The sequence below is a fragment of the Streptomyces sp. NPDC088387 genome (genome assembly GCF_044753385.1).
In the GTDB taxonomy this organism is placed as follows: Bacteria; Actinomycetota; Actinomycetes; order Streptomycetales; family Streptomycetaceae; genus Streptomyces.
Genome location: NZ_JBIVNC010000010.1, coordinates 259286 through 276635, shown reverse-complemented (window position 1 = coordinate 276635; position 17350 = coordinate 259286). Strand labels below are relative to the sequence as shown.

General features: G+C 72.3%; 11 protein-coding genes and 1 pseudogene. 7 read left to right on the top strand and 5 right to left on the bottom strand.

What is annotated here, in order from left to right; translation table 11 throughout:
- Window positions 1–16 precede the first annotated feature (16 nt).
- Together ACIQAC_RS26790 and ACIQAC_RS26785 are read right to left on the bottom strand one after the other, a co-directional pair.
- The gene (locus ACIQAC_RS26790; RefSeq protein WP_402194970.1) at window positions 17–664 is read right to left on the bottom strand and encodes a TetR/AcrR family transcriptional regulator; all 648 of its coding nucleotides are present in this window, start codon (window positions 662–664) and stop codon (window positions 17–19) included.
- A gap of 207 nt (window positions 665–871) precedes the next feature.
- Window positions 872–1096 carry a hypothetical protein gene (locus tag ACIQAC_RS26785; RefSeq protein WP_402194968.1) on the bottom strand — a complete coding sequence of 75 codons (225 nt, stop codon included), beginning with the start codon at window positions 1094–1096 and terminating at the stop codon, window positions 872–874.
- A 225-nt stretch (window positions 1097–1321) separates the two neighbouring features.
- Between ACIQAC_RS26785 and ACIQAC_RS26780 the strand changes: the two are divergent.
- The 7 genes and pseudogenes from ACIQAC_RS26780 to moeZ all read left to right on the top strand — a co-directional run.
- Window positions 1322–2267, top strand: a pseudogene (locus ACIQAC_RS26780) (alpha/beta fold hydrolase); the annotation flags it as partial.
- 622 nt (window positions 2268–2889) lie between these two features.
- A complete protein-coding gene (locus ACIQAC_RS26775) occupies window positions 2890–4608 on the top strand; it encodes a DUF3152 domain-containing protein (RefSeq protein ID WP_402194966.1) in 1719 nt (572 codons plus the stop codon).
- 201 nt (window positions 4609–4809) lie between these two features.
- Window positions 4810–6570, top strand: coding sequence for a DUF3492 domain-containing protein (locus ACIQAC_RS26770; protein WP_402194964.1), 1761 nt, complete (start codon window positions 4810–4812; stop codon window positions 6568–6570).
- Window positions 6567–7841 (top strand): hypothetical protein, encoded by a 1275-nt coding sequence (locus ACIQAC_RS26765; RefSeq protein ID WP_402194962.1) that lies wholly within the window; start codon window positions 6567–6569, stop codon window positions 7839–7841. Before ACIQAC_RS26770 ends, ACIQAC_RS26765 begins: the two co-directional genes overlap by 4 nt.
- Before the next feature lie 343 nt (window positions 7842–8184).
- The gene (locus tag ACIQAC_RS26760; protein WP_402194959.1) at window positions 8185–9144 is read left to right on the top strand and encodes an NAD-dependent epimerase/dehydratase family protein; all 960 of its coding nucleotides are present in this window, start codon (window positions 8185–8187) and stop codon (window positions 9142–9144) included.
- Window positions 9132–9884, top strand: a complete 753-nt coding sequence (locus ACIQAC_RS26755; protein WP_402194957.1) for a spherulation-specific family 4 protein — start codon at window positions 9132–9134, stop codon at window positions 9882–9884. The genes ACIQAC_RS26760 and ACIQAC_RS26755 overlap by 13 nt, the downstream gene beginning before the upstream one ends.
- 63 nt (window positions 9885–9947) lie before the next feature.
- Window positions 9948–11126 (top strand): adenylyltransferase/sulfurtransferase MoeZ, encoded by a 1179-nt coding sequence (gene moeZ / locus ACIQAC_RS26750; RefSeq protein ID WP_402194954.1) that lies wholly within the window; start codon window positions 9948–9950, stop codon window positions 11124–11126.
- Between the two features lie 86 nt (window positions 11127–11212).
- Here the strand turns inward: moeZ and ACIQAC_RS26745 are convergent, their stop codons facing one another.
- The 3 genes from ACIQAC_RS26745 to ACIQAC_RS26735 all read right to left on the bottom strand — a co-directional run bounded on the left by ACIQAC_RS26745 (window position 11213) and on the right by ACIQAC_RS26735 (window position 17280).
- Complete coding sequence (locus ACIQAC_RS26745) at window positions 11213–12766, bottom strand: alpha/beta hydrolase (protein ID WP_402194951.1); 1554 nt, start codon at window positions 12764–12766, stop codon at window positions 11213–11215.
- A gap of 135 nt (window positions 12767–12901) precedes the next feature.
- Window positions 12902–14449 (bottom strand): alpha/beta hydrolase, encoded by a 1548-nt coding sequence (locus ACIQAC_RS26740; protein WP_402194949.1) that lies wholly within the window; start codon window positions 14447–14449, stop codon window positions 12902–12904.
- Between the two features lie 113 nt (window positions 14450–14562).
- The gene (locus ACIQAC_RS26735) at window positions 14563–17280 is read right to left on the bottom strand and encodes a YbhN family protein (RefSeq protein WP_402194946.1); all 2718 of its coding nucleotides are present in this window, start codon (window positions 17278–17280) and stop codon (window positions 14563–14565) included.
- Between the last annotated feature and the right edge of the window lie 70 nt (window positions 17281–17350).

Genomic DNA, 17350 nt, shown 5'->3' with positions numbered 1-17350 from the left:
CGGCCGTGCCGCGCCCTCAGTGGTGGTGCTGGTCGCTGCCGTGCAGCGGGAAGCCGGCGATGCCCCGCCAGGCCAGCGAGGTGATCAGCTGGACCGCCTGGTCGCGCGGGACGCTGCGGTCGCTGTGCAGCCAGGAGCGGGCCACGACCTGCGCGAGACCGCCCAGACCCGACGCCAGCAGCATCGACTCGGCCTGCGAGAGGCCGGTGTCCTCGGCGATGACCTCGCAGATGGCCTCGGCGCACTCGTTGGTGACCTTGTCGACGCGCTCGCGCACCGCGGGCTCGTTCGTCAGATCCGACTCGAACACCAGACGGAAGGCGCCGCCGTCGTCCTCGACGTACGCGAAGTACGCGTCCATGGTCGCGCGGACCCGCTGCTTGTTGTCGGTCGTCGACGCGAGCGCGTGGCGCACGGACTGGATCAGCGACTCGCAGTGCTGGTCCAGCAGCGCGAGATAGAGGTCGAGCTTGCCCGGGAAGTGCTGGTAGAGCACCGGCTTGCTGACGCCGGCGCGCTCGGCGATGTCGTCCATCGCGGCCGCGTGGTAGCCCTGCGCCACGAAGACCTCCTGCGCGGCGCCCAGCAGCTGGTTGCGTCGGGCACGGCGCGGCAGGCGGGTGCCTCGCGGGCGGGCCGCCTCTGTCTGCTCGATGGCTGTCACGCCGCCTCCCAAAATCGTCCACATGCGGTGTGCGCCGCGCGGCCATCGTACTTTTCGGTAACCGTGCTGTGCGCGGTGCGAGCGCAGAATTTCACGGACCGGACGGTCATGAAAGCCGCGCGTACACGGTCGAACGCGCTCCGACCGGGCGATAACGGCGGGCCGGACAGGAACTCGACAGGTATACCGGGAGGCGGTGCCGTCCGGTCACCGGTAGTCGTCCTCGTCGAGGGAGACGACCCGGGCCTGCTCGGCCAGGTCCCCCTCGTCGGCCTCGTCCGTGTTCACGCCGGTCAGCGGGTCGTCGCGGTCCGGGCCGACAGCGGTCGCCTGCTCGGCGGCGTCGGCGTCCGGGGCCTCGACGTCGATCTCGTCGGCGTGCTGCGCGATCTCGTCGGCGAATGTCTCGGGATCGGTGGGGTCGACGGCCATGGTGGGCTCCCTTCCTACGAACGTCCCTGTTGAATGCAGGGGTCCCACGCGGGTGCCCTCTTTTTGAGCGTAGGAGACACCGGAGCGGGGCGCTATGCGATCCGCGTCCGAATCGTCACCCGTCGCGCAGGGGCCGTTCCGTCCGTCTCCGGGTTACTCGACGCCGATCGAGCTTGTGATGGCGAACACATGAGCCACTGCGTGATCGTCTCGTAACATTGCCGCATGTCTTCGACCGAGTTGCCGTCCGTAGCAACTGCCAACGCGCTTCCCAAGGTGTTGCCCGTCAGGGTCGCGGAAGGCGAACGACTGAGGTCGGTGCGGCTGCCGGGAGTCACCCTGACGCTGCGTTCGAGGCCCCCGGCGCGCAAGGGACTGCCGCCCGCGCTCTACGTCCATGGACTGGGCGGTTCCTCGCAGAACTGGTCGGAGCTGATGGAACGGCTCGACGGCACCGTGGACAGCGAGGCCCTCGACCTGCCGGGCTTCGGCGACTCCCCGCCGCCGGACGACGGCGACTTCTCGGTCACCGGGCACGCGCGTGCCGTGATCCGTTATCTCGACGCGGCCGAGCGGGGCCCCGTCCACCTCCTCGGCAACTCGCTCGGCGGCGCCGTCACCACCCGGGTGGCCGCCGTACGCCCGGACCTCGTCCGGAGCCTCACGCTGATCTCGCCGGCCCTGCCCGAGCTGCGGATCCAGCGCAGCGCCCTGCCGACCGCGCTGCTCGCGATGCCCGGCATGATCCGGCTGCTGACCCGCTTCTCCCAGGGCTGGACGGCCGAGCAGCGGGTCCGCGGCGTCCTGGCGCTCTGCTACGGCGACCCCGGCCAGGTCACGACGGAGGGCTTCGAGCACGCCGTCGAGGAGATGGAGCGGCGGCTCCAACTGCCGTATTTCTGGGACGCGATGGCGCGTTCCGCGCGGGGGATCGTCGACGCGTACACGCTCGGCGGCCAGCACGGGCTGTGGCGCCAGGCGGAACGGGTGCTCGCACCGACCCTTCTCGTCTACGGCGGCCGGGACCAGCTCGTAGGCTTCCGCATGGCACAGAAGGCAGCGCGTTCCTTCCGCGACAACCGGCTGCTGTCGCTGCCCGACGCCGGGCACGTGGCGATGATGGAGTACCCGGGGACGGTGGCCACGGCGTTCCGTGAACTGCTCCGGGACGTGGACGCCGCATCGGGTACGGATGCGGAGCCCGCGGCGGCGCGGGGCGCGGTGGTGCGGGCCGTGGAGGACGGCGGGAGCGGCGGGAGCGGTGTGACGGTGGGTGGATTCGGCGGGAGCGGGGCTCGGGGTCCGGGGAGTTCGGGTGCCTCGGCGGCCTCGGGGCGTTCCGGGGATTCCGCCGGTTCCGCCGGTTCCGGGAGGGGCCGTTCGGGTGGCAATCGGGCGGCGGGGGACTCCGGGGCTTCCGCCGGTGGCGGTGGGGCCAGTAACGGTTTGCGTGGCAACGCTCCTGCGGGCGGCGACGGCGGCAGGAGCGGCAGCGGCAGCAGCAGCGGTGGTGGCGGTGGTGGTGGCTCCGTCGGGCGTGGCGGGGACGAGGGTCAGGCGCGTGGTTCGCAGACGCGTCGCGGTGAGGGGCAGACCGCCGGGCGCGGTCGGCCGAACAACGGACTTGGTGAGAATTCGGCCGGGCGTGGTCAGGCACAGAGCGGGATCGGGCACACTGAGTCCGGGCGCGGTCAGGCCCAGGCAGGGCGCGGTCAGGCGCAGACAGGGCACGGCCAGGGCCAGAGCGGTCCCGGCGGGGCCGATTCCACGACGACAGGGAGCTGAGGCGCAGAGTGGGACGCCACAGCCGCCGCGGGTCCGCCCCCAGGGGCGACGCCGCGGACACCGGGAGTCGTCGTAAGGGATCGGAACCGGGCCGAAGTACCGGGGCACCGGGATCCGCCGGCCCGAACTCCGGTCGGCAGCAGGGGCCGTCCGTGCCGGGTGCCGGCGGCGGACAGGGACCGGGAGCGAGACCGGGGTACGGGTCGCCGCGGTTCCCTGACGGTTCGCCACCTCATGGCTCCCCGCGGTTTTCTGACGGGACGTCGCGGTTTTCCGAGGGCACGCCAGGATCTGGCGTGCCCCGCTTCTCGGACGGCACGCCGGCCCACGGACTTCCGCGGCTGCCGGACGGCACCCCGGCCCACGGCTTCCCCCGGCTCCCGGACGGCACTCCCGCGTACGGCTTCCCGCATCTTCCGGACGGCACGCCTCCGCACGGCCATCCCCGGCTGCCGGACGGCACCCCCGCCCAGGGCATCCGCAGGTTCCCCGACAGCCCGCCGCCGCGCGGTGCGCAGCGGATGCCCGACGGCACCCCGGCGCACGGCATGCCGCGGGTGCGCGGCGGACACCCCGAGCAGCACGAGACCGGAGGCGGCTGGGGCGAGTTGAGAGGTCGCGGGCCCGGTGCCGGACTCGGCGGCGGCTCCGCCCCGGGACCCGGTGGCGGTGGCATACCGCGACAGCGGCCGACGTCGCCCGGGGGTCCCCGGGGGCCCCGGCAGGACTACGTCGACGCCTTCGACGCCGACGACGACTTCTTCACGTCGCGCCACCCGTCCGCGGGCCGCGCCGACGACCCGTACGCCTCCGTCACCGAGTGGGAGACGGGGTCCCGTACGCGGGTCGGTCTGCTCACCGACGCCCGTGCGGACCACGAGGACGCGCCGCCGTACGACGAAGCCGAGCGGGGCAGGGGCGGCAAGGGGCGGACCTTCGTCGGTATCGCCGCCCTCTCCGTCACCACCGTGCTGGCGCTGATCGTCGCCGGGCAGATCGACGACGGCGGGGACGACGACGCCGTGCAGTCGCAGTCCGCCACCGACCAGGCGCGGGACGCCCGGGACCCGGCCTCGCGCAGCGACGAGCGGCCGACGCCCACCGAGCCGCCGGCGCCGGTGCCGCTGACGTACGACCAGATGATGGCGAAGACGTACCCCCTGAGCGCCTCGATGGACGGCCCGGGGAAGTTCGACGCGATCCCCGGGATCGCCAAGGCGCCCGGTGACGGGCAGAAGTTCACGTACCGCGTCGATGTCGAGAAGGGGCTCGGGCTCGACGGCACGCTGTTCGCGCAGGCCGTGCAGAAGACGCTGAACGACGAGCGCAGCTGGGCCCACGACGGGGCCCGTACGTTCGAGCGCATCTACTCCGGCAACGCCGACTTCGTGATCACCCTGGCCAGCCCCGGCACCACCGCCGAGTGGTGTGCCAAGTCCGGCCTGGACACCACCGTCGACAACGTCTCGTGCGACTCCGCCTCCACCGAGCGCGTGATGATCAACGCCTACCGCTGGGCCCAGGGCTCGGAGACGTACGGCGACGAGGAGATCCACGCCTACCGGCAGATGCTGATCAACCACGAGGTCGGCCATCGGCTCGGCTTCTCCCATGTGACCTGTGACAAGGACGGCGATCTCGCCCCCGTGATGCAGCAGCAGACCAAGTTCCTGGACTACGACGGCATCCACTGCCTCCCCAACGCCTGGGCGTACCCCGGAAGCTGACGCTCCGTGTTCGCTGTGTAGTCGCCTGATCGCCTAGCGCGACCGAACGCGATCCGCACGGGAAAGTTACGACCGTTCACCCCTTCTGGTGGCGCGATGGACAACCGTCCGTCGCGCCACGGTCATGTCCGCATACGTTCGTCCCGCTGCGAGCCGCCGGTTCAACGGCGGCTCCCCATACGGGAGAACGGGGGTGCACTCGTGCGCATCGGACTGCTTACGGAGGGTGGCTATCCGTATGTGAGCGGTGACGCCAGGCTCTGGTGCGACCGGCTCGTACGCGGGCTCGGGCAGCACGAGTTCGACCTCTACGCGCTCAGCCGCAGTGAGCGCCAGGAGGGCGAGGGCTGGCTGCCGTTGCCGCCCCAGGTCAGCCGGGTGCGGACCGCACCGCTGTGGACGGCCGAGGACGACGGGGTCGCTTACGGACGGCGTGCGCGCCGGCGGTTCGCGGAGGCGTACGGGGAGTTGGCCTCGGTGTTGTGCGCCGGGGGCGCCGGGGGCGTGGGGGGCTCCGGGGGTGCTGGGGGTGCTGAGGCGGGGGTGCCGGGTGAGGCCTCCCGTGGGGCGTCCGCCCTTGAGGCGGACCGTTTCGCCAACGCGCTCTACGGGCTCGCCGAACTCGCCCGCGACGAGGGCGGATTGGTCGGCGCTCTGCGCTCGGAGGTCGCCGTACGTGCGCTGGAGCGCGCCTGTCGTGCACCCGGAGCCCTGCGCCCGGCGCGCGAGGCGCGCGTACCGGATCTCCTCGCCGTCGCCGCCCACCTCGAACGCGCCCTGCGCCCCCTCTCCCTCGACTGGTACGAGGACGACGGACTCGGCTCGGTCGACCTGTGCCACGCCGCGTCCGGCGGCACCGCCGCGCTCCCCGGCCTGCTGGCCCGGCACTTCGGCGGGATACCACTGCTCGTCACCGAGTACGGCGTGCAGTTGCGTACGCACTACCTCGCGTCCGGCGCCGACGCGGCCGCCCCCGCCGTACGCGCCCTGCTCGCCGCCTTCCACGGCCGCCTCGCCGCCGAGGTCTACCGCTCCTCCGCCCGCGTCACGCACGGCAACGCGCACGCCCGGCGCTGGCAGGAGCGGTGCGGCGCCGACCGGGCGAAGCTGCGCACGGTCTACCCCGGCATGGACGCCGCGCCCTTCGCGGAGGCCGGGGAGTCGCCCCAGCACGCCGACCCGGACACCCTGCTCTGGGTCGGCCGTGTCGAACCCGCCAAGGACCTCGTCTCCCTGCTGCACGCCTTCGCCGACGTCCGCCGGGCCGAACCCAAGGCGCGACTGCGGGTCGTGGGCGCCCCCTCGGGCGCCGAGGGCGCCGCCTATCTCGCCCACTGCCGGGCCCTCGCCGCCCAGCTGTTCCCGGACGAGGCCGCCGGTCCGCACTCCGTCGGCGAGAACCCGGTGTCCTTCGAGGAGTTCGGCGACCCCGACGTGCCGACGCCCGCCGCGGCCTACGCCTCCGGCGCGGTCGTGGTGCTGTCCAGCGTCGTCGAGGGCTTCCCGATCAGCCTGGTCGAGGCCATGTTCAGCGGACGCGCCACCGTGTCGACGGATGTCGGAGCGGTCGTCGAGGTCATCGGCGGTACGGGACTCGTGGTGCCGCCGCGCAATCCGCGGGCGCTCGCCGAGGCGTGCGTGTCCCTGCTGCGCGACCCCGAGCGCCGTGAACGCCTGGGAGCCGCCGCGCGCGCCCGCGCACTCGAACTGTTCAGCGCCGAGCAGAACATCACGGCATTTCACGGCATTTACCTGGATATCGTCTCGCAGTGCCCGGTCCGCCGTGTTGTCCTCGGCGACTCCGGTGAGCCGCTCCCCTTCGCCGTCCCGGCCGAGGTGCACGTCCCGGGCCGCTGGACCGACCTCACCGACCGTGTCGTCGCCCGTGGCGGCCCGACCTGGGCGGCGGGGCCACCGGTGCGGGCCACCGGGATGGCACCGGCTCCGGAGGGAGCGCGATGAGCGACCTCGACAGGCCCGGTGCGCCGGTCGGCGCCGGGGCGTGGGACGCCCGGTCGGAGGCGCTTCTCGGCGCGCAGCCCAAGGGTGCCGGGTCGGAGGCCTTTTCCGGTGCGAAGTCCGAGGCCGCCGGGTCCGAGGCCCTTCCTGGCGCGCAGCCGCAGAAGACGGCCGTCCCCCGCCGGGGCGCGGCCGACCCCGTCAAGGCGCTGATGCACCGCCACCGCGAACTGTGCGAACAGGCCGTCGACCCGCTGGAGATCGCGGCCGGCCTGGAGGCGCACGGCGTCACCGACCGCACCGCCGCCCGCTTCCGTCACCGTGACGTCTTCTCCCTCGCGGAGGAGATGTACGCCCGCGTCTCCCGTGACGACGAGACCCGCCCCCGCCCCGACGGCCCGGGCGGGCCGAGCGTGCGTGTCGGCTGGGTCGTCCGCACCCTGCTGCCCGGAGCGCTGTGCGCCGCCGGGGTGGCCGGACTGCGGATCACCGACGGTCAGAACCGCCTGCTCGTGGCCGCCGCTGCCGTCGTCGCCGTGGGCCTCGGCCTGCGCGCGGCCCTGTCCAACGGCCCGCTGCGCACCCGCCGCACCTCGTCCGGCCCCTACCCGTCCACCGGCACCTGGACCTGCTGGCTCCTCGCCTACGCCGTCCTCGGCGACGGTCTGCTCCGCGTCGCCGCCGGCGGCGGCCCCGACACCCTGCCGACGGGCGGCGCCGACGACACCTGGCCCCTGGCCACCGCCCCGCTGCTCGCGCTCACCCTGGCCTGCGCGCCCGCCGCCTGGACCGCCCACCTCTTCGCGGCCGGCGCCCGCCGCAGACTCACCGCCAGCCGCGGCCTGGAGGACTTCGCCGGTTCCGTACGACCGCTGTTGCTCGGCGCGTTCGCCCTGTACCTCGGCGCCCTCGCCGCCCTGCTCGCCGGCTGCGCGGCCGTCCTCGACGAACCGGCCGCACCCTTCCAGACCCTCACCCTCGGCGCCCTCCTCCTGCTCGCCCGGCTCCTCCACATCCACGGTTTCACCTACGCCCCGGCCGTGATCCTCACCTGCGCGGCCGGCGCCGAGGCGCTCGCCCTGGCCAGTGTCTTCGCCGCCCGGCTGCCCGGCTGCGACTTCCTCGCCACCCCGGTCCAGGCACTCGTCGACACCTGGGGACCGGGCAGCGTCCCGGCCCTGGCCTGCGCGGCCGGTGCGCTCGTCCTCCTCGTCCACGCGGCCCGCGCCCTGACCCGCGCCTCCGCCCACGCCGAGCCGGAGCCCCCACGATGACCCGGCCTCCGGCACACCCCGAGGCCGCCCCCGAGGACCCGGCCGGCCCCGGCCCCGCGGCCGGAACGCCCGTACGGCCGCCCCCGCCGTCGTCCCCGTCGACGCCCACGACCGCGTACCGGCACGGGCACCCGCCGGCCGGCATCCGTGCCGACCCGCACGGCCACCCCCACGCACCACACCCCCGACCGGCCCAGGACGCCCGGCCCGTCCGCCGCAGGCACCCGCACCACCCCCTCGAAGGAGAACACCAGATGACCACCTCCCGACCCGGAACAACCGGAGCACCAGGACCCGCTGGCGTCTTCGGCACCACCGGAGCGCACACCCCGGGAGCCGCGCGATGAGGGTCCTGCTGATCGGAGCCAACGGATACATCGGCCGGTTCGTCGCCGACCGGCTGCTCGCCGACCCGGCCGTCCAGCTCACCGCGCTCGGCCGCGGCGACGACGCCGACGTCCGCTTCGACCTCGCGTCCGGCAGCCCCGGCGCGCTCACCCGCTTCCTGGACGCGGTCCACCCGGGCGTCGTCGTCAACTGCGCCGGCGCCACCCGCGGCGGCGCCCGCGACCTCGCCCGGCACAACACCGTCGCCGTCGCCACCGTCTGCGAGGCCCTGCGGCGCAGCGGCTGCGGCGCCCGGCTCGTACAGATCGGCTGCGCCGCCGAGTACGGGCCCAGCCAGCCCGGCTCGTCCACCGCCGAGGACGCCGTGCCCCGCCCCGGCGGCCCCTACGGCGTCAGCAAACTCGCCGCCACCGAACTCGTCCTCGGCTCCGGCCTCGACGCCGTGGTGCTCCGCGTCTTCTCACCGGCCGGCCCCGGCACCCCCGCGGGCTCCCCGCTCGGCCGGCTCGCCGAGGCCATGCGCCGCGCCATGCAGTCCGGCGACGGCGAACTCAAGCTGGGAGGCCTCGGCGCACAGCGCGACTACGTCGACGTACGCGACGTGGCCCGCGCCGTGCACGCCGCCTCGCTCTCCGCCGCACAGGGCGTCATCAACATCGGCTCCGGACGCGCCGTACGCCTGCGCGACGCCGCCGCGACTCTCGCCCGCGTGGCCGGCTACGGCGGCGCGCTGCACGAACTCGACGGCCCACCCGGCCCGTTGCGGGCCACCATCGGCCACCCGCGCAGCGAGTCCGACCACGCGGCCCCCGTCGCCTACCCGTATCCCGACGGCTGCGGCAGCTGGCAGCAGGCCGATGTGCGCACCGCACGCGACCGGCTCGGCTGGCGCCCCCGGATCAACCTCGAAGAGTCCCTCGCAGACATCTGGATGGAGGCGGCATGCCGTATCTGACCAGCACCACTCCGAGCACCGCGAGCACCGACGTCCGCACCGGCTTCGGCGTCCCCGGCTATGCGCACCCCCTTGTCGCCTCCGCCGAGTGGGCCGGACTCGCCCGCCCCGGCACCCCGCTGCACTGGGTCGTCCTCGACGTCGCCGACGGCCCCGGCGACCGCCCCGACCCGCACTGCCTGGAGGCGGCCGGCCGGCTGCGCAACGCCGGCATCCGCGTCCTCGGCCATATCGACACCGGCTACGGCACCCGCGGCTTCGGCGACGTGATCTCCGAGGCCCACCGCTATCTCGACTGGTATCTCGTCGACGGCTTCCTCCTTGACCGCTGCCCCGCCGAGCGCGACGCGCTCCCCGAGATCCGCCGCACCATCACCACCCTGCGCGCGATCAGTGACGGCGAACCCCATGTCGTCCTCGGCCACGGCACCCACCCGCACCCCGGCTACGCCGAGAACGCCGACCAACTGGTCACGTTCTCCGGCCCCTGGAGCGACTACCGCTGGTCGCAGGTGGCCGAGTGGACCGCCTCCTATCCGCCCGAGAAGTTCTGCCACTTCGTCCACGGGGTGCCCGGCGGCCATCTCGACGAGGCGCTGCGCATCGCCCGCTGGCAGGGCGCGGCCACGATCTGGTTCACCGACCGCACGGACCGCTCCGGCCGCCAGGACCCCTGGGAGGCCGTGCCCGGCTACTGGGACGAGATCGTCTCGCGGATTGGAACAGGTGTCTCGGAATGAAAAAGGCCGTGGCACTGTTACGGGGAGAACAACTGTAGTGATCGACCGACCAACGGAGTCCCCGTGTCGCTGCCACCCCTGGTCGAGCCCGCCGGCGAGCTCACCGTCGACGAGGTCCGCAGGTACTCCCGCCACCTGATCATCCCCGACGTGGGCATGGACGGGCAGAAGCGGCTGAAGAACGCCAAGGTGCTCTGTGTGGGCGCCGGCGGCCTGGGCTCGCCCGCGCTGATGTACCTGGCCGCGGCCGGCGTCGGCACGCTCGGCATCGTGGAGTTCGACGAGGTCGACGAGTCGAACCTTCAGCGCCAGATCATCCACAGCCAGGCCGACATCGGCCGCTCCAAGGCCGAGTCCGCCCGCGACAGCGTCCTGGGCATCAACCCGTACGTGAACGTGGTCCTGCACGAAGAGCGGCTCGAGGCCGAGAACGTGATGGACATCTTCAGCCAGTACGACCTGATCGTCGACGGCACGGACAACTTCGCGACCCGCTACCTCGTCAACGACGCGTGCGTGCTGCTGAACAAGCCGTACGTCTGGGGTTCGATCTACCGCTTCGACGGCCAGGCGTCGGTCTTCTGGTCCGAGCACGGCCCGTGCTACCGCTGCCTCTACCCGGAGCCCCCGCCCCCCGGCATGGTCCCCTCCTGCGCCGAGGGCGGCGTCCTGGGCGTGCTGTGCGCGTCCATCGGCTCCATCCAGGTCACCGAGGCCATCAAGGTCCTCACCGGCGTCGGCGACCCGCTGGTCGGCCGCCTGATGATCTACGACGCCCTGGAGATGCAGTACCGCCAGGTCAAGGTCCGCAAGGACCCCGACTGCGCGGTCTGCGGCGACAACCCGACCGTCACCGAGCTCATCGACTACGAGGCCTTCTGCGGCGTCGTCTCCGAGGAGGCCCAGGAGGCGGCCGCCGGCTCGACGATCACTCCCAAGCAGCTCAAGGAGTGGATCGACGACGGCGAGAACATCGAGATCATCGACGTCCGCGAGATCAACGAGTACGAGATCGTCTCCATCCCGGGCGCCAAGCTGATCCCGAAGAACGAGTTCCTGATGGGCACCGCCCTCGAAGGCCTCCCGCAGGACAAGAAGATCGTCCTGCACTGCAAGACCGGTGTCCGCAGTGCGGAGGTCCTGGCCGTCCTCAAGGCCGCGGGCTTCGCCGACGCCGTCCACGTCGGCGGCGGCGTGATCGGCTGGGTCAACCAGATCGAGCCGGACAAGCCCGTCTACTAGACCGGCCGGCCGGTCCACCGGTCCGGCCCCACCGACCCACCGGCGGGGGTCCCTGGCACCACGGGTGTCCGGGACCCCCGCCGTCGTCATGAGCAGACCGTGCCGTCCTTCGGCGCCCTGCCGTCCAGCAGATAGGCGTTCACCGCGGAGTCCACACAGTCGCTGCCGCTCCCGTACGCGCCGTGGCCCTCGCCCTTCCAGGTGAGCACCACACCCACGCCCTTGCCCAGTTCGTCGGCCATCTCGCGGGCACCCTCCACGGGCGTCGCCGGGTCGCCGGTGTTGCCCACCACCAGGATCGGCGCCGCGCCCGGCGCGCTCACCTCCGGGGTGTCGTGCTGCCCCGCCACCGGCCAGTCGTGGCACCAGCCGGCCGTGTCCCAGCCCAGGAACTGCCCGAAGACGGGCGAGATCCTCTCGAACTCCGGCAGCAGCTTCTTGGTCTCCGCCACGGTCGGCCGCTGCTTGTCGTCCAAGCACGATATGACCCGCTGGGAGTGGGTCGTCGTGCCGTAGTTGCCCGCCGCGTCCCGCTCGTTGTAACCGTCGGCCAGCGCCAGCAGCTCCGAACCGTCGCCCTCCTCGGCGGAGGCCAGCGCGCTGGTCAGGCTGGGCCAGCCCGACTCGCTGTACAGCGGCAGCACGATGCCGGTGATCGCGAGCGACTGGGTGAGCTTGCGGCTGGTCGACGTGGACAGCGGCTCGGCGTCGATCCGCTCCAGCAGATCCGCGATCCGCGCCGTGCCCTCCTTCGGGTCCTCGCCGGTGGAGTCCAGATAGTCGTTCAGGGCGCGCTGGAAGCCCCTCGTCTGGTTCTTGGCGTGGCCGACGGTGTCCGCGGCCGGGTCGACGACCGCGTCCAGGATCAGCCGCCCCACGTTCTTCGGGAACAAGTGGGCGTAGACGCCGCCCAGTTCGGTGCCGTACGAGATGCCGAAGTAGTGCATCTTGTCGTCGCCGAGGACCTGGCGCATCAGATCCATGTCCCGGGCGGTGTCCGTCGTCGACACATGCGCGAGCAGCGGACCGGCGCTCTTCTCACAGCCCTCGCCGAACGCGGTCGCGTCCTTGAGATAGGCCTGCTCCTCGGCCGGTGTGTCCGGTGTGGCGTCCACCGACGCCTCGGCCGCCTGGATCGCCTTGTCGTCGCGGCAGCGCACCCCCTCGCTCGCGCCGACACCACGCGGGTCCCAGCTCACCAGGTCGTACCGCTCGTGCAGCGCGGAGACCGTCGACGCGTACGACGGCATCGACGACACCCCGGAGCCGCCCGGCCCGCCGAAGTTGAACAGCAGCGAGCCGATGCGGTCGTCGCCCTGCGCCGCGGCCCGGATCAGGGCCAGATCGATGGTGCTGCCGTCCGGCTTCGCCCAGTCCAGTGGGACCTTGAGCGTGGCGCACCGCCAGTCGTCGCCCGGCGGAGGCGAGTCGGAGGTCCCCTCGCACTCGCCCCAGTCGAGCTTCTGTGCGGTCAGCGAGGACGGCAGCGCCGAGCCCCCGGACGAGGACGCGCCCGTCGAAGGATCGGAACTCCGGCCGCCCTCACTGCTTTTCCCGTCGTCCGACGAGCCCGAGCTGCAACCCGTGGCCAGCAGCGCGGCGGCGGCACCGAGCGCCGTCCACCGTACGAAACGCGTCATCGCACATCCCCCCTCGCAGGCCGTCCGCACTTCGGAGGCGAACGGTGTCAGGCCATCGTAGGCGGGGATCGCGGAATCCGTTGAAGCCTGTGGATAACGTTCTGACCTGCTATTTCTCCGGGGCAGACGGTGCTTTTACGAGCAGACCGTGCCGGCCTTCGGGATCCGGCCGTTCAGCAGATAGCCGTCGACCGCGGATCGCACACACTTGTTCTTGCTGTCGTAGGCCCCGTGCCCCTGGCCCTCGTAGGTCAGCTCGACGCCGACACCCTTGCCGAGCGCGGTCACCATCTTGCGCGCGCCCTCGTACGGGGTGGCCGGGTCGCCGGTGTTGCCCACGACGAGGACCGGCGCCGAGCCGTTCGCGGAGACGTCGGGGTGGTCGGCGGCGCCGGGCACCGCCCAGTCGGTGCAGCTGACCATGGACCAGGCCAGGTAGTCGCCGAACAGCGGTGACGCGGCGCGGAACTCGGGCAGTCTCTCCAGCACGTAGTCGGTGGTGTAGCGGGGTTTGTCGTCGGCGCAGTTGATGGAGATGTTGGCCGCGGCGAGATTGCTGTACTCCCCGTTCTGGTTGCGGCCGTTCATCGAGTCGGCCAGCAGCATCAGGACCTGGCCGTTGCCGTCGTACGCCTGCTCGAGGCCCTCGGTGAGGTACTCCCAGAAGTCCTGCGAGTACAGCGACTGCGCGATGCCGCTCGTCGCCGCGGTCTGGGTCAGCTCACGCGGGAAGATGCCCGGGATGGGCTTGCCGTCGAGGTCCTTGAGCAGCTTGGCGATACGGTCCTTCACGTTCTGCGCGCTGTCGCCGACGGGGCAGTCCTCGGTCTTGGAGACACAGTCCTCGGCGAAGTTGTCGAGCGCGAGCTGGAAGCCCTCGGCCTGGCCGAGCGAACCCTGCTCCGAGTTCTGCGTCGGGTCGACGACCGCGTCGAACACCGCCCGGCCCACTCTCTTCGGGAACAGATGGGCGTAGACGCCGCCGAGTTCGGTGCCGTACGAGATGCCGAAGTAGTACAGCTTGTCGTCGCCGAGGACCTCGCGCATCAGGTCCATGTCCCGGGCCGCGTCGGTGGTGCGTACGTGCGGCAGCACCCGGTCGGAGTTCTTCTCGCAGGCCGCGTTGAAGTCCTTGACGTTGTCGAGGTACTCGGTGCGCTCGGCGGAGTCGTCGGGGGTCGCGTCCTGCTGGAAGTACGCGTCCAGCTGTTGGTTGTTCTCGCAGCGCACGCCGGCGCTCCGGCCGACTCCGCGCGGGTCGAAGCTCACCAGGTCGTAGCGGGTGCGCAGGGTGTCGTAGTCCGTCCCGAAGGCGGGCAGCGTGGTGACGCCGGAGCCGCCGGGTCCGCCGAAGTTGAAGATCAGCGAGCCGATCCGCTTGCTCTGGTCGCCGCTGGTCTTCGCCCGGATCAGCGCGATGTCGATCGTGTCGCCCTTGGTGTCGGCCCAGTCCAGCGGCGCCTTCATCGTGGCGCACTGCCACTTGGCGCCCCCCGGCAGCGGCGAGGGTGCGTCGCCGCCGCCCTCCGCCTCGGAGGGGGCAGGGCAGTCCTTCCAGCCGAGCTTCTGGGCCGTCAGATCCACGTCCTTGGTGTCGTCGTCACTACAGGCCGCCAGCGCGGAGGCCAGGAGTACGGCGGTGGCGGTCACGGCGGCTGCGCGCAGGCGGGATCGTTTCGGCATGAACCCATCCTGCGGCGCGGCCGGTCGGGGCGCTCGGGGCACGGGCCGTACGAGGTACGCGCGCGGGGAGGGGCGGAGGGGATGCGCGATGAGCGTGCCGCTGGAGGCGGCTGTCAGAGGGCGCCCTTGCGGCTGAGGTGGTTGAAGGCCAGCCAGCCCGGCAGCACCGGCAGCCAGAGCGTCAGCAGACGGAACATCAGTACGGCCGGGGCGGCCACCTCGCTGGGCAGGCCGACGGCGATCAGACCGACCGTCAGGGTCGCCTCCACCGCGCCGACACCGCCCGGCGTGGGCGCCGCGGACCCCAGCGCGTTGCCCGCGAGGAAGACCACCGCGACGCTGGCCAGGCTGATCGAGGCGGACTCGTCGCCGAAGGCGCGGATCGAGGCGTCCAGGCACATCACGAAGCAGGCCGTCAGCAGCAGCATGCCGCCGATGCCGGTGACCAGCTTCTGCGGCCGCTGGAGCACGTCGAGCATGCGCGGCACGACCCCGGCGAAAAGGGATCGCACGCGCGTGGCGACGAATTTCCGCAGGAACGGCACCGACGTGACCACCAGCACCAGCACGGCCACGGTGAGCAGACCCGCGATGACGGTCCGGGACGGCGAGAGGGACGGGGTCTTCTCGGTGCCGGTCAGATAACCGAAGGACAGCAGCATCAGGATGTGGCAGCCCAGCCCGAACAGCTGCGACGCGCCGACGCTCGCCACCGCCAGGCCCGGCCGCACACCCGCGCGCTGGAGGAACCGCGTGTTGAGCGCGACACCGCCCACCGCGGCGGGCGCCACGATCTTCACGAACGACCCGGCGACCTGCGCCGCGATGGTCCGCACGAACGGCACCCGTTCCGGCACGAACCCCAGCAGGCTCATCGCCGCCGCGACATAGCTCAGCGCCGAGAACAGCACCGCCGCGGCGACCCAGCCCCACTCCGCGTTGGCGAACAGCGTCCCGAACTCGATGTGGGTGAGCTGCGACAGCAGGAAGTACGCGGCGATCGCGCCCGCGATGATGCTCAGCAGCGTGCGCGGCCGCACCCGCTCCAGGCGGGCCGGTTCCACCGGAGCCTGCGGCCTGATGCGCAGCACCTGGTGCCGGATCTGCGTCAGCAGATCCTCCTCGCGTGCCTCGTCCAGCGCCTCGTCGATGGCCCGCTTCTCGGCCCGGGACTGCGCGCGGGCGGCCTTCTTGTCGAGTTTTTCGAGGACGACCATGGAGTCGCTCTCGGCCGCCTCCGCGCGGGCCAGCTTCGCGTGCCTGGACGCCTCAAGAACCGCCTCGCGCTCCCGCTCGGCGCGCTCCCGGCCGAGACGGCGCAGCGTCGCGCGCGTGGAGCGGGTCAGGCCGATCGGCTGAAGCATCGGCAGACAGTCGGCCACGGCGTCCGGGCCCAGCACGCTGAGCGCGGAGTCGACGGCGCGTTCGGCGCCCACGCGCAGGCCGAGGGTCGTCACCAGCTGGGCGATGTCCATCCGCAGCAGCAGATCGCCGGCCGCGATCTCGCCGCCGCGCAGGTCGGTGAGGATCACCTTGCCGGAACGATCCACCAGAATCGCGTCACCGGCGAGCCTGCGGTGGGCGATCCGCCGGGACTGGAGCGCGCGCACCTGGTGCCAGGTGCTGCGCAGCAGATCGTCGGTGATCTCCTCGTCCGCGAGGGTGTCGAGCGAGCGTCCGCCCGTGTGCTCGTAGATCAGCATCACGGCGTCCGGGCCGAGCTCGGAGGTCGCGATCAGCTTCGGCGCGTGGGCGCCCGCGGCGATCGCCGCGTACGCCAGCAGGGCCTCCTGCTCCAGCGCCTGGCGCAGCGACTGAAGGCTCCGGCGCGTGGCGAAGCCGCGCAGCGTCAGATTGCGCCACACCCGGTAGAAGAAGCCCTGCGCCTGCTGTTCGCGGTCCACGACCGTGACGTCCAGGGGTGGGCCGTCCTCCAGGGTGACGAAGTAGCGCCGGCCCCGGTCGCCGCTGTCGATGCTCTCCGGGATCTCCTCCCGCGCGGCGCTCACCGGGCGGAAACCGACCGTGCGCAGGCCCGCCATGAGGGTGCGCCCGGTGGGCCGGACGTTGGGCGAGCCGACCGCGTACAGCGTGCCGTAGGCGACGCTCCAGCCGATCAGCACGGTCAGGATGATCGAGAACGGCGTGGTGTAGCCGGTGACCAGCATCGAGAACGCGTCGAGCAGCAGCACGATCCACAGCACCGCGCGCCAGCGCGGCCGGCGCGACATGCCGACGGCGGTCATGTACGCGATCACCGGCGCGAGATAGCCGTGCACCGGGTCGGTGAGGGCGTTGATGTCGCCGGGGGAGGGCTGGGTCAGCGCCTCCTGGATGGAGTCGGGGGCGGCCCTGGCGACCCAGAGATCGGTGGCGAGGGTCACGCCGTGCGCGAGGACCGCGGCGAGCACACCGTCGGCGATGCGCAGTCCGTCCCGCTTGATCAGGCGCTCGATCGCGAACGCCACGGGCACCAGCAGGATCGCGATGCTGGACGCCAGTCCGGCGATCTTGATCAGGAGGTCGGGGGCCTGTCCGGTGCCCTTGCTGATGTCCTGTTCGAGGCCCGAGGTGGTTCCGTGTGCGAATCCGGCGATCGCGAGGAGTATGACGACGCCGAGCACACCGACGAGCAGCCGCATGAGGTCGGAGGGGCGGTGCACGCGCGCGGGGAGCAGCGGTTCGTCGCCCTCGACCTCGTCCGTGTGCGGCTCCTCGGGGTAACGCTCCGCGTCCGTGTCGGCCTGGTCGGCGGGGTCGGCGGCGTCCGGGCGTGACGCAGCGTCAGAGGTGCCCTCCGCGTCCTCGGGGTGCACACCCTGCTGCTTCATCGTCTCTTCTTGATCTCGTATCACCGGTCACCGCCCGCATGATGGTGGCATGCCCCACCGACACACGGGG